The organism is Actinoplanes sp. NBRC 101535 (assembly GCF_030269225.1).
In the GTDB taxonomy this organism is placed as follows: domain Bacteria; phylum Actinomycetota; class Actinomycetes; order Mycobacteriales; family Micromonosporaceae; genus Actinoplanes; species Actinoplanes rectilineatus.
The window spans coordinates 133,154-145,410 of record NZ_BSSY01000011.1; the positions used below are offsets into that span (position 1 = coordinate 133,154).

The 12,257-nt window shown below is 71.0% G+C and carries 11 protein-coding genes; 6 read left to right on the forward strand and 5 right to left on the reverse strand.

The genetic code is table 11. The annotated features are described in order from the left end of the window. Window positions 1-407 precede the first annotated feature (407 nt). Entirely contained in the window at window positions 408-731 is a 324-nt protein-coding gene (locus QSK32_RS28405) for a hypothetical protein (RefSeq protein WP_285473646.1), read from the reverse strand. A gap of 107 nt (window positions 732-838) precedes the next feature. Next, window positions 839-1,516 carry a TetR/AcrR family transcriptional regulator gene (locus tag QSK32_RS28410; RefSeq protein ID WP_285473647.1) on the reverse strand — a complete coding sequence of 226 codons (678 nt, stop codon included), beginning with the start codon at window positions 1,514-1,516 and terminating at the stop codon, window positions 839-841. Window positions 1,517-1,595: 79 nt separating this feature from the next. Here QSK32_RS28410 and QSK32_RS28415 point away from each other — a divergent pair, with 79 nt between their 5' ends. Further along, complete coding sequence (locus QSK32_RS28415) at window positions 1,596-2,324, forward strand: SDR family oxidoreductase (RefSeq protein ID WP_285473648.1); 729 nt, start codon at window positions 1,596-1,598, stop codon at window positions 2,322-2,324. Between the two features lies 1 nt (window position 2,325). Here QSK32_RS28415 and QSK32_RS28420 read toward each other — a convergent pair whose 3' ends face one another. Beyond that, a complete protein-coding gene (locus QSK32_RS28420) occupies window positions 2,326-4,083 on the reverse strand; it encodes a protein kinase domain-containing protein (protein WP_285473649.1) in 1,758 nt (585 codons plus the stop codon). A gap of 189 nt (window positions 4,084-4,272) precedes the next feature. Here QSK32_RS28420 and QSK32_RS28425 point away from each other — a divergent pair, with 189 nt between their 5' ends. The 4 genes from QSK32_RS28425 (at window position 4,273) to QSK32_RS28440 (ending at window position 8,163) form a co-directional block, all read left to right on the forward strand. After that, a complete protein-coding gene (locus QSK32_RS28425) occupies window positions 4,273-5,763 on the forward strand; it encodes a glycoside hydrolase family 43 protein (protein ID WP_285473650.1) in 1,491 nt (496 codons plus the stop codon). Window positions 5,764-6,161: 398 nt separating this feature from the next. After that, window positions 6,162-6,728 carry a pentapeptide repeat-containing protein gene (locus QSK32_RS28430; protein WP_285473651.1) on the forward strand — a complete coding sequence of 189 codons (567 nt, stop codon included), beginning with the start codon at window positions 6,162-6,164 and terminating at the stop codon, window positions 6,726-6,728. Window positions 6,729-7,056: 328 nt separating this feature from the next. Continuing rightward, on the forward strand, window positions 7,057-7,803 hold the full coding sequence (locus QSK32_RS28435; RefSeq protein WP_285473652.1) for a hypothetical protein: 747 nt from the start codon (window positions 7,057-7,059) through the stop codon (window positions 7,801-7,803). A 138-nt stretch (window positions 7,804-7,941) separates the two neighbouring features. Continuing rightward, window positions 7,942-8,163: a hypothetical protein gene (locus QSK32_RS28440; protein ID WP_285473653.1), complete on the forward strand. Its 222-nt coding sequence runs from the start codon at window positions 7,942-7,944 to the stop codon at window positions 8,161-8,163. Window positions 8,164-10,026: 1,863 nt separating this feature from the next. On the opposite strand, the gene QSK32_RS28445 is transcribed toward QSK32_RS28440, so the two are convergent. Continuing rightward, on the reverse strand, window positions 10,027-10,815 hold the full coding sequence (locus QSK32_RS28445) for a DUF3050 domain-containing protein (protein WP_045744394.1): 789 nt from the start codon (window positions 10,813-10,815) through the stop codon (window positions 10,027-10,029). Between the two features lie 28 nt (window positions 10,816-10,843). On the opposite strand from QSK32_RS28445, the gene QSK32_RS28450 reads away from it, so the two are divergent. Further along, window positions 10,844-11,803: a class I SAM-dependent methyltransferase gene (locus QSK32_RS28450; RefSeq protein WP_285473654.1), complete on the forward strand. Its 960-nt coding sequence runs from the start codon at window positions 10,844-10,846 to the stop codon at window positions 11,801-11,803. Here QSK32_RS28450 and QSK32_RS28455 read toward each other — a convergent pair. Then, the gene (locus QSK32_RS28455; RefSeq protein ID WP_285473655.1) at window positions 11,781-12,248 is read right to left on the reverse strand and encodes a carboxymuconolactone decarboxylase family protein; all 468 of its coding nucleotides are present in this window, start codon (window positions 12,246-12,248) and stop codon (window positions 11,781-11,783) included. The two genes, QSK32_RS28450 and QSK32_RS28455, sit on opposite strands and share 23 nt — an antisense overlap. Between the last annotated feature and the right edge of the window lie 9 nt (window positions 12,249-12,257).

Genomic DNA, 12,257 nt, shown 5'->3' on the forward strand with positions numbered 1-12,257 from the left:
GGCTCGGGAGGGACAGCCGTCGTTCAGGGTTGTTGGGGCGGTGTGAGGGAGCCGTGTGCGACGGCTGAGGAGACCGGAGCCGTCGCACACGGCTCTTGAGCGGCTCGGATTCAGCCGTGGCCGACGGCCGGGAGGTGTGGAGCCGTCGGCCACGGCTGATTTGTGAGGGCGGGGCGACCGTGGCCGACGGCGGGGGAGAGCGAGCCGTCGGCCACGGTTCAGATGTGGTCCGGAGGCAGCCGTGGGCTACGGCTGGAGTTGGTGAGCTGCGAACCGGGGTTGCGATGAGGCTCAGGTCCCGGGATGGTGCCCGGTTCCGTCCCCGGGTTCGGCTTTGAGGACGGACGGACGGGCAGACGGGCGGGCGGACGGACGGGCGGACGGACGGGCTCGGCTCCGGGACGGGCTCAGGCCGGCGGATTGGCGCCTCGGCGGCGACTGAGCTGTTCGCGCAGGTCGTAACGGCTCCGGTGGCGATCGCGGCGCCGGTCGGTGCGGCAGATGAGCTGCGACTCGCGGACGCCGTGACTCTCGCAACGGCGTACCCAGTAGGCGGCCGTGCCCTCCCAGCGGCAGCCCTGCCGACGGACGCCGAGCAGCGGACGCGTGGGAGTGATCTCATCGGGCAGGGTGCACGGCCCGAAACGGTGGTCGTGCTGGGGCATACAGGTTCGCCCCGGCGCATCGGTGAGCTGCACCCACCACGGCCGGGTCTTGTCGGTCCTACTCATGGAAACGGGCACCTTCCGGCTCCGTGACGCCCCGTTCCGGGGCTGTCGCTAGATCGGATGCACCGTGATCACCTCCTCGCATACACCTGCGGTAGTGGCCATCCTAATCAACTCAGGCGCGCCAACCACTCGGTCAACAGCAGCCGCTCGCCCGCGCTGAACCGCGGATCCCCCTCGTCGATCGCCGCAGCCAGGGCCACCGCTGCCGTCCGCACCGGCGATCCGGCAGTCGCCCCGTCGGTGGTCACCGCAGCGAGCGCCGCCTCCCGGGCCACCGTGGACAGCCCCGGGTCGCGGTCCGCCGCAGGCACCCGCATCTGGGACAGCGTGAACCCGCAGCCCGCACTGTGGATGATGTGCGCCGCCGTCTCCACGTCGCGGGTCAGGCGTCCGTGCCGGGCCGCCCGTTCCAGCAGGCTGCGCAGGATGGCGGCGGCCGCGTCGGCGGCCGGGTTCTCCTGGTCGGGGGCGTAGCGGCCGTAGATCTGGGCATAGACGTGCGGGTGGGCCAGCCCGAATCCCACGTGCAGGTCCCAGCCGGACCGCAGGTCCTCGACGGGGTCCTCGTGGCGTTCGCGGTCGGTCTTGGCCCGGATGTACGCGTCGTACCCGCGCCGGACCGCGGCGGTCATGAGTCCTTCCATGTCGCCGTACAGCCGGTAGATCGTCATCGGCTGCACGCCGGCGCCGGCGCAGACCGCCCGGGTGGTGAGGGCGGCCGGGCCGCCGGAGTCGAGCAGCTCCAGTGCCACGGACTCGATGACGGAGCGGCGATCACCAACCATGTTAGCGATGCTACCAAAAGCCTGATACTGTGAGCGCAGATCACGAAAACACGTGAGCGATGAGAACAAGGAGTTCGACATGACCACCAGAGTCGCCATCGTGACCGGCGCTTCCCGCGGCATCGGGCGCTCCATCGCGCTCCGGCTCGCCGCCGCCGGCCAGTCCGTCGTCGTCGGCTACGCGGGCAACAAGGACGCCGCCGAGGCGGTCGTCACCGAGATCAAGGACAACGGCGGGGAGGCTTTCGCGTACGGTGCGGACGTCGCCGAAGAGACCGAGGTGGCCGCGCTGTTCACCGAGACCACCGACCGTTTCGGTGGGGTCGACGTCGTCGTGCACTCGGCCGGGATGATGGCGCTGGCGCCGGTGGCCGACTTCGATCTGGCCGTGCTGGACCGCATGCACCGGACCAACATCCGCGGCACGTTCGTCGTCAACCAGCAGGCCGCCCGGCACGTCCGCGGTGGCGGCGCGATCATCAACCTGTCGACCTCGGTCAAGAAGCTGGGCCTGGCCGGCTACGCGCCGTACGCGGCGAGCAAGGGTGCCGTCGACGCGATCAGCCTGGTGCTGGCCAAGGAACTGGCCGGCCGGGACATCACGGTCAACGCGGTGGCGCCCGGCCCGACCGCCACCGACCTGTTCCTCGACGGCAAGGACGAGGCGACCATCGACCGGATGGCGAAGATGAACCCGATGCACCGGCTCGGCGCGCCCGAGGATATCGCCGAGGTGGTCGCCTTCCTGGCCGGTCCGGGCCGCTGGGTCAACGCGCAGACCGTCTACGCCAACGGCGGCATGGTCTGAGTCAGAACCGCGACTTCGTGATCAGGGCCCACTCGTGATCGTCGCCGGTGACGCAGGTGGCCAGGGTGAGGCCGGTCGCCGGGCCGCCGTCACCGGTGCCGAACACGTCCAGGCAGAGGCCGGACGCCGCGTTGACGATCCGGTGGTACCGCCGGCCCTGTGAGGTGAACCGGAACTCCAGCCGGTAGTCCTGGTTGTCGTCCTCGACGCAGTACGTCTCGGTGACCGGGGTGCCGTGCTCGACGGTCCCCGCGCCGGGCACGTCCAGGCACAGGCTGTCGACGGCGTTGCGGATCCAGTACAGCTGGTCGCCGGACCCGTCGGTGCCACGTGGGACGAACCGGAACTCCTGGTTGTCCTCGAACGTCGGGTGACACACGTCCTGCCGGACCGGCCCGTCCGGGGTGCCCGGCCCGAAGTCCGGCAGGTCGATGCAGAAGCCGGTCGTCGCGTTCTGGACGAAGAACGGCCCGTAGCTCTTGTCCTTCACCGCGGCCGCCTTGATCGGCGGCAGTCCGTCGGTGTCCGCCGGCGCTGTCGTCTTGTTCGTCTTGTTCTTCTTCTTCGAGGGCGCGGTGGTGGCGGCCGGTGAGGGCGGGACGCTCGTGGCGGACCGCGACGGGGAGGCCGACGGCGAAGGTGGCAGCGAGGGCGAAGAAGAAGAGGCGGGCGCCGGCGGCGGCAGGGCGCCGGGCTGAGCCACCGGTCGCCGGCTGTTCACGATCAGCCCGACCGCGCCACCCAGCGCCAGCAGGAGCACCACCACCGCACCGACCAGAACCGGCATGGCCCACCGGGAGCGAGCCGGCCGCGGCGGACGGGACGGTTCGGTCGGACCGGTCGGCACCTCCAGCCGCGGAACACCCACCTCCATGGCGGCACTGCGCAGGTCCGGCTGACCGGCGAACGCCTCGGCCGACCCGCTGCCCAGCAGGCGGGCGAGCAGTTCCTGGGCGGTCGGCCGCCGGGCCGGATCCGGCGACAGGGCCTGCTCGACGATGCGGCGCAGCGGTCCGTCGGGCAGGCCGGCCAGGTCGGGCGGCCGGCTGATGATCCGGGCCATGGTCGCCATCGGGGAGCCGGCCTCGAACGGCGCCTTCCCGGTGCCGGCGAACGCGACCACGCATCCCCAGGCGAAGATGTCGGCGGCCGGGGTGATCGCGGTGGCAGGCCCGTCGAACCGTTCCGGCGCCATGTAGTTGATCGTGCCCATGTAGATGCCGGTCCGGGTGTGCCGGTTCTGCACCTCCTCCAGAGCGCGGGCGATCCCGAAGTCGATCACCTTGGGGGAGCCCGGGGCGAGCAGCACGTTTCCCGGTTTGAGGTCGCGGTGGATGACGCCGGCGCCGTGGATGGCGGCGAGCGCGGTGGCCACGCCGATCGCCAGTCCGTGCAGGTTCGCCGCGGTCAGCGGTCCGTTCGTGCGGACCGCTTCACCCAGGGTGGGACCGTCGACGTACTCGACGACCAGGTAGGGGTGCGGCGCGTCCGGGTCGGCGTCGAGAACCTCGGCGGTGCAGAACGGGGGCACCTGCCGGGCGCTGGCGACCTCGTCGCGGAAGCGGCTGCGGAACACCGGGTCAGAGGCCGCTACAGCGTGGACGACCTTCACGGCGACCTGCCGTCCGGTGCGGTCGCGCGCCAGGTAGACGACACCCATGCCGCCGGAGCCCAGGCGTCCGATCACCTCGTACGCGCCGATCTGCCGGGGATCGTCGTGCTGTAGCGGGCCGTATCGGGGCCTGCTGTGATCGTTCACAAGTCGCTCCATGCCGGGGCGGAAATAATTTTCGGATGCTACCAACCACTGTGGAATCCGGTGGTCCGGCCGATAAACGACAACATCGACCCATGCGAACCCCGATCGTGGGGCACCGGTGGGAGACGCTCCGATGAGCGGCGGAGACGCGGCATGGTGGTTGATCGAAACCGATGGTTGAATCGGCGCATGCCCGGCTTCGTCAACCCCGTGATCCCCGGGATGTTCCCGGACCCGAGCGTCTGCCGAGTCGGCGACGACTACTACCTCGCCTGCTCCAGCTTCGAGTACTTCCCCGGCGTCCCGATCCTGCACAGCCGCGACCTGGTGCACTGGGAGCAGATCGGCAACGCTCTGGACCGGCCGTCCCAGCTCCACCTGCCCCCGCAGACACCCGCGTCCGGCGGCGTCTACGCGCCCACCCTGCGCCACCACGACGGCCGGTTCTGGCTGATCACCACCAACGTCACGCCCGGCCAGGGCGCGCTGATCGTGACCGCCGACGACCCGGCCGGCCCGTGGTCCGAACCGGTCCGCGGCGAGGCCGGCGGCATCGACCCCGACCTGGCCTGGGACGACGACGGCACCTGCTGGCTGACCGGGGCGGGCGTCTACCAGGTCCGGGTCGACCCGGCCACCGGCGAGACCTTCGGCGAACCCCGCCGACTGTGGTCCGGCGGCCACCGTGCGCAGGCCCCGGAGGCGCCGCACCTCTACCGGATCGGCGACCACTGGTACCTGCTGATCGCCGAGGGCGGCACCGAACGCGGGCACGCCGTCTCGATCGCCCGCGCCACCTCACCGGACGGCCCGTTCGAGCCCTGCCCGGCCAACCCGATCCTCACCCACCGCGGCACCGACCGGCCGATCCAGAACACCGGCCACGCCGACCTGGTCCAAGGCCCGGACGGCTCCTGGTGGATGGTGCTGCTCGGGGTACGCCCCGGCGGCGGCACCCCCGGCTGGCACGTCCTCGGCAGAGAGACCTTTCTGACATCGGTGACCTGGGTGGACGGCTGGCCGGTCGTCGGCGAGCTGGCCACCGAGTCGACCGTGCCGTGGCCGCTGAAACCGCCCGCCCCGGAGCCGGCCCGCGACGACTTCGACAGCGCCGACCTGCACCCGCGCTGGGTGTCGGTGCGGTCCCGACCGGAGTCGAGCTGGTCCACGAGCGACCGCCTCGGCTGGCTCACCCTGCACGCGCGCGGAGCGTCCCCCGACGAACCCGACGTGACCTTCGTCGGCCGACGGCAGCAACACCCCTCCTGCCGGGTACGCGTGAGCGCCGACACCACCGGTGGCCGCGGCGGTCTGGCCGTCCGCCTCGACGAACAGCACCACTACGACGTCACGGCCGGGGCGGGCAGTATCGAGGTCACCGCCCGCATCGGGTCGATCCGGCACACCGTGGACTCCGTGCCCCTACCGGACGGGCCGGTCGTGCTCCGCGTCGACGTGCTCGCCACGACCGGCGACTGGTCACCGACCCGCGGGCCCGACGAACTGCACCTCGGGTACGAGACCGCGGACGGGGAGTTCCACGCTTTGGCCCGGCTCGACGGGCGGTACCTGTCGACCGAGGTGGCCGGCGGGTTCACCGGGCGGGTGATCGGCATGTACGCGGCCTCCGGCACGATGCACTTCGACTGGTTCGACTACTCGTCTGCGGATCTTTCTTGACGAAGCCGGTCACCATCGCCCGCCGCCCCGACTGCCTGATCGCGGTCGCCCAGCTCTCCGACGGAGAACAGGACCGGCTGCGGGCCCGCGGCATCCCGTTCGTGGTCCTCGACCCGGCCACCGAGTTCCCGGAGGACGTCCCGCTCGTCGGCGCCACCAACGGGGCCGGTGGACGCTCCGTCACCCGGCACCTGACCGGCCTCGGCCACCGGGACATCGCCATGATCAGCGGGCGTCCAGCGCGCCCGAAGTCACCACGCGGATGGGCTTCGCGCCCTGACCAAGAAACGTGTCTAGGACTTTCCGTTCTCCGCTCCGGCTCTGTCGAGGATGGCTGGATAGGGTCGCCGGGACGATCGAGACGGGGCGGGGACGTGACTGGGACTGATCAGCCGACGATGACTGACGTGTGGCCGCATCTGGCCGGGGTGGACGAGTGCGCCGGAGCCACGTTCGACGGCGACGACCTGCGTGAGGTGGCGATCGACGGGTTCCGGTTCACCGACTGCACGTTCCGCGGGGTCCGGTTCAACGCGGCGGCCATGACCCGGGTGGTCTTCGACGGGTGCGTGTTCCAGGGGTGCAACTTCTTCGACACGACGCTCGACGAGTGCACCGTGGTGGACGGCCGGTTCGACCGGTGCTCGTACACCGGGATGCAGGTCAGCGGCGGCGACTGGACCGGCAGCACACTCGCCGGGGCGGACCTGAGCACCGCCGACTTCACCGGGGTGACCATGCGCCGGGTCGGGCTGAGTGGTGCCCACTGTGCCGGCGCGATGTTCCGGGACGTGGATCTGGGCGGCGCCGACCTGCGCGGGGCCGACTTCACCGGCACTGACCTGCGGGGGAGCGTCCTGACCGCTTTCGATCCGCGGGAGGTGGAGCTGCGCGGCGCGGTCATCACCGCCGAGCAGGCCGTCGACCTCGCCGAGGCGCTGGGCATGTCGGTCAGGGCGGGCTGATCTGGGGCGATCACGGCGGGTGTGCGATCGGCAACATAATTCACGTCACGCCGTGCTTGGGATGAGGGATCCGCTCCGGACCGGTACGGTCGAACGGACAGTTGTGGATTTCTCGTTTCCGTGATGCTCACCGCGGGAAGTTCCCGTGCACCCCGTTTTCCGGCCACGCCATCGGCCGGGACCGAGACTCCGGCCACCTCACCGGCCGGGACGACGTTCCCAGCCAGGTCACACCGGCCGGGACGAAGTCCCCGGTCACGTCACTGGCCGGGACGAAGTTCCTGGCCGAGCCACCGGCCGGGACCGAGCGAGTGAGGATTCCCTGATCGTGAAGGTGCTGGCGAAGAAGCTCGTAGCCGCGATGACCTCGCATGCCGTGCTGGCGGTGCTGTTCCTGACCGCCCTGACACTGAGCGGCGGTTCGCAGCCACGCAAGCCACGCCGCACCCGGCCGGCAGCGCAGCGTTCGTCGCGGGCGGCCCGCCGCACCGAGGCCGTCGACGCCCGCCGGTTCGCCGGGGAGGTCCACGTGGCGGCCGGGCGGGCCGGCGACTCCGCCCGCAACTGGCAGGAGTTCTGGGCGCAGTCCGAGGAGTACGCCGCCGAGGCGTGGCAGGCCTGGCAGGACGCCGAGAAGCAGCTGGCCCGCACCCGGGCGGCGACCGCCTTCCGTTCCCCGCACTTCCTGCAGACCCCCTCGGTGTACGCGGAGAACGAGAAGTTCCTGCACCGCGCCGCCGCGAAGGCCGTCGACCGGGGCGACCTGCCGTCCACTGTGCTGGTCGACCTGGCGGCCGGCGAAGGCGGCTGGAACCCGATGCTGCACCCGGTGGAGCAGGAACTGGTCCTGCAGATGGCGACCGCCGCGGTCCGCCGGCACATGTTCGAGCAGGCGACCGAGGCCGAGGAGTCGGCGTGGCACGACGCCCAACTCGCCATGGCCGTCCGCGACAGCCTGCGCCGCGAGGCGGGCGAGGCGAGCGTCCGCGCCGCGGCCCTGGCCCGCTACCTGCCGGGCCGTGAGCGCGCCGCCGCCCCGGCGCTGCGTCCCAGCCTGGTCCACCAGACCGCCTGACCGAATCACGCTTCGCCACCTGTCACCGTGACAACCCACGCCTACGGCGGTCTGGTCCGCCAGGCCGCCTGACCGAATCACGCTTCGCCGGCTTGCCGACAGGGAAACGCCCCGTCGGCAAGCCGGTTGCTTCAGTGCGTGCGCTGGCTGGGCCAGGCCGTGCGCTGGGGTCAGAGCGTCACGTCCAGGGTCAGGGAATCGAAGGCCGGGAACTCGACGCGCCTCCTCGATGATCGCCGCGGGTTCCTGGCGGGCGGCGGGAGCGCGCCGCAGCGCGATCTCCACCCGGCGCGGATCGGGCTGCGGGTCGGATTCGTCCGCGTGGATCTCGACCAGCTCGGGCATAGCGATGAAATCTGACGTATCGACGTATCGACGTATCGACGTATCGACGTATCGACGTATCGACGTCGCCCGTCGGGCGTTGCCGCCGTTGCCGTTGCCGTTGCCGTTGCCGTTGCCGTTGCCGCCGGGGCCGGGGCCGGAGCCGGGGCCGGAGCCGGGGCCGGAGTGGGTGATGGTTGCACCCGATCAAGGGGTTGGGTGCGGTTACCGCCCCGTTTGGGGTGGTGTCCTTGCCCGTTCGCTTGATCGGGTGCTGGTGGCGCTCGAGTGGGAGCTGCGGGGTGATGAGCGTTCCCGATCAAGTGGTCGGGGACTGTCGCCTTCCCGTTTGGGGCGGGGATGGCCCGCGTTCGCTTGATCGGGTGCTGGTGCCGCTTGAGCCGGAGCTGCGGGATGGTGAGCGCCCGCGATCGAGCGGGTAGTGCCGTCGCCGTTCCCTTTGGGGCGGTGAGCGCACCCATGTGCATGATCGGTGCGGTGCGGTGCGGTGCGGTGCGGTGCGGTGCGGTGCGGTGCGGTGCGGTGCGGTGCGGTGCGGTGCGGTGCGGTGCGGTGCGGTGCGGTGCCAGTACTGGTGCCTCGGTCGTTACCGCTGTTGCCGCTTCGTCGTTGCGGTCTGGCCGAAGTGGGTGGTGGGTGCTCCCGATCAAGGGGTTGGGTGCGGGTGCCCTCCCGATTGGGGCGGTGGCCGCCCGCGTTTGCTTGATCGGGTGCTGGTGGCGCTTGGGTTGGTGGTGTGGGGTGGTGAGCGTTCCCGATCAAGTGGTCGGGGACTGTCGCCTTCCCGTTTGGGGCGGGGATGGCCCGCGTTCGCTTGATCGGGTGCCGGTGGCGCTCGAGGGGGAGCTACGGGATGGTGAGCGTCCCCGATCATGTTTTTGGGAGCCGTCGCCATTCGGTTTGGGGCGGTGGGCGCCCCCAATTGCTTGGTCGGGTGCGCTTACCGCCTGGGTTGGGCTTGGTCGGGTGCGCTCATCGCTTGGGTTGGGCTTGGTCGGGTGCGCTTACCGCTGGGTTGAGGGCTTGGTCGGGTGCGTTCGCCGCTTGGGTTGGGCTTGATTGGGGGCGTTCACCGCCCGGGTTGGGACTGCCACGTGGTGGGCGCACCCAAGCGCGGGCATGGGTGCGCGTGCCGCCCGGAAGGGTTGAGCGGGTGGGGGTGCGGGCTGGGTGAGCGGGTGGGGCTGGGTGAGCGGGTGGGGCGCGGGCTGGGTGAGCGGGTGGGGTGCGGGCTGGGTGAGCGGAGGGTTTGTGGGGGTGGCGGGTGGGGGAGCGGTCAGAGGACGGAGAAGCTGCCGGCTGCGGGTGGGACGTGGGAGCCGTAGCCGGGCTTGACGGTCAGGCCGGGCGTGGTACAGAACGGGTCGGCGTGGACCTTTACGGGACGGTCGGTCAAATTGACCAGGACGTGGGAGGCCATTCCCAGGCGGGTGCAGCCGGTGGGGCTGTCGTAGACCTTGACCGCTGTCAGTTCGGTGGCGAAGACGGTGACCCTGCCGGTGGCGGCCGCCGGATGGGGTGCCCGCGGGGCCGGGGAAGTCGGGGAAGCCAGGGAGGCTGGGGAGGCCAGGGAGGCTGGGGAGGTTGGGGAGGCTGGGGAGGCTGGGGAGGCTGGGGAGGCCGGGGAGTGTAGGGAGGTCGGGGAGGCTGGGGAAGCCGGGGGAGTGGGTTCGGGCTTCGGGGTGTGCGTCTGGGTGTGCGTCGGCTTGGGCTTCGCGGTCGGTGTGGGTCGGGTGAAGAAGACCGTTGGCGTGGGTGTCGGACCTGCCGGTGCGGCTGCCGTCGTCGTCGGTGACGTTGTGGGGGCTGCCTGGGCCGGGGTCGACTGCGGGAACAGCAGGACCGCGGTGAGTAGCGTCGTGGCGTACCGGAGGAAGGTCATTTCGGGTCTCCCAGCGTGGGCAGGATCGCGTTCCAGAGGCGGAGCCGGGCGTGCAATGCCCGTTGTGCCGCGTCGGCGCATTCGCGCCAGCGCTTGTCGTCGTCGGCGCACAGGTCGACGAGCATCTGCATGGCCATCGGGGTGTGGTGTTCCTCGTCGAGTTCGACGTGGCGGGACAGGTAGGTGCGGAAGTCCGCGGTGCGCGGGTCGGCGTCCGTGGCTAGCAGGTCGGCGAACATGTCGGGGATGAGGTCTTCGCGGCCGAAGGCGAAGACGGCTGCCCGGGAGTGCACCGGCAGGTCGTGGATCATCTGCCAGGTGTCGGTGACGAAGTCGGTGGCGGCGGGTGGTACGGCTGCCAGGTGCAAGGCTTCGGGTACGTAGACGCCCTCGTCGAGGGCCGCGATGAACCTGTCGAGGGGGCCGGTGTCCGCGCCGAGCCCGGTCATGGCGCGCCGGTACAACTCGAAGTGGCTGAGGTACTCGCCGTTGATCTCGTCGCTCTCCTCGGCCAGCACGATGTCGTTGATCAGCCGTCGGACGACCGGGCTGCCCTGGGGGCGCCACGGCAGGCGTACCCCGGTGAGGTCGATCTGCAGGCTCTTGAGCAGGGACATGAAGTCCCAGACGGCGTAGACGTGCTGTTCGGCGAAGGCGGCGACCGCTGACCTGGTGGTGAGACGGTGGTAGATGGGGTGGGCGGTCACCTGGGCGCGGACGGGTTGGACGGCGGCGCGGATCCGGCTGATTCCCGGATGCGTGAGAGCCCAGTGGTATCTCGACATAAACCCTCATTTCGGATAAAACGCTCACATGCCTTATAGCACTGTGGATCCTGGTTATGTCTTCGATACCGACTTTCCCGACGAGGACGTCCGTCTCGCGCTGGGGGAACAGCTCTGGGACGGCATCACGATCGGGCGACTCGCCGAGATCGGCGTCGCCCCCGGATGGACCTGTCTGGAGCTCGGCGCCGGCCGGGGTTCGGTGGCCCGCGCCCTGGCCGGGATGGTCGGCCCCACCGGCCGGGTGGTCGCCACCGACCTGTACCCGGAGCGCCTCGCCGCCGCGCTCGACCGGGAGTCCGATCCGGACGGTCCGGGCGTCGAGGTGTGCCGGCACGACCTCGCGGCCGATCCGTTGCCGGCGGACCGGTTCGACCTGGTGCATGCCCGTCTGGTCCTGCAGCACCTGCCGCAGCGCCGCCGGGTCGTCGCGGCGATGGCCCGCGCCCTGCGGCCGGGCGGTGTCCTGCTGATCGAGGATACCGACGTCGCATCGCTGTTCAGTCATCCGCAGGAGGGGGAGGCGGGGTTCCTGAGCCGGGTCAAGGAGGCCGCCTACCGGGTGATGGCCGACGCCGGCTACGACCGCAGCTGCGGTCTGCGCAATCTCGAACTGGCCGGCGCGGCGGGGCTGGCCGACATCCAGGCGCGCGGCAACGCGCACGTGGTGCGGGGTGGCACGCCGGCCGCGCAGTGGTACGTCCTCTGGCTGCGGCACCTGCGCCCGGCGATGCTCGGGAGCGGTTACGCGACGGCCGCCGACGTGGACGCCGCCCTGGTGGCGCTCGCCGACCCGGGCAACGTCTGGCTCTCCCAGGTGATGATCAGCGTCAGTGCGCGGAAGGTGGTGGCCGACGTCGGCGTGCCGAGAGCCATGGCCGACGTCAGTGCGCGGAAGGTGGTGGCCGACGTCGGCGTGCCGAGAGCCATGGCCGACGTCGGCGTGCCGAGGGCGATGATCGGCGTCAGTGCGCGGAAGCCTGACTGATCACGGCGGCGGGCGAGGGCGTCAGGCCGGTAGCCGAGGCGATGCGGTTCCAGGCGTTGACCGCGGCGATCGTCCAGAGCAGTTGGGCGAGTTCGGTGGGCTGGAACCACTCGCCGGCCGCGGTCAGTGCCCTCTCCGGCACGCCGGCTTCGCCGACGGCCGTGGTCACCGCTTCCGCCAGGGCCAGGGCGGCGCGCTCCCGCTCCTCGAATGCGGGGGTACGCCGCCAAGCTGCCAGTCCGTGCAGTGCCCGGTCGTCCACGCCCAGTGCCTGGGCCTCCCGCACGTGCAGGTCCACGCAGTACGAGCAGCCGTTGAGCTGGGACACCCGCACCTTGACCAGGGCGGCGATCCGTCCGTCGAGGCCGTCGGCGGCGGTGGCGGTGAAGGCGTACATCGCCCGGTACGTCTCCGGAGTGATGGCGGCAATGTCGAGTTCCGTCATTTTGCTGAC

Excerpts from the sequence above, each read along its gene's own strand:
- QSK32_RS28410 (WP_285473647.1), bottom strand. The coding sequence starts at position 1,516 with ATGGTTGGTGATCGCCGCTCCGTCATCGAGTCCGTGGCACTGGAGCTG.
- QSK32_RS28445 (WP_045744394.1), bottom strand. The coding sequence starts at position 10,815 with ATGTCGAGATACCACTGGGCTCTCACGCATCCGGGAATCAGCCGGATC.
- QSK32_RS28430 (WP_285473651.1), top strand. The coding sequence starts at position 6,162 with ATGACTGACGTGTGGCCGCATCTGGCCGGGGTGGACGAGTGCGCCGGA.
- QSK32_RS28450 (WP_285473654.1), top strand. The coding sequence starts at position 10,844 with ATGCCTTATAGCACTGTGGATCCTGGTTATGTCTTCGATACCGACTTT.
- QSK32_RS28405 (WP_285473646.1), bottom strand. The coding sequence starts at position 731 with ATGAGTAGGACCGACAAGACCCGGCCGTGGTGGGTGCAGCTCACCGAT.
- QSK32_RS28425 (WP_285473650.1), top strand. The coding sequence starts at position 4,273 with ATGCCCGGCTTCGTCAACCCCGTGATCCCCGGGATGTTCCCGGACCCG.
- QSK32_RS28455 (WP_285473655.1), bottom strand. The coding sequence starts at position 12,248 with ATGACGGAACTCGACATTGCCGCCATCACTCCGGAGACGTACCGGGCG.
- QSK32_RS28415 (WP_285473648.1), top strand. The coding sequence starts at position 1,596 with ATGACCACCAGAGTCGCCATCGTGACCGGCGCTTCCCGCGGCATCGGG.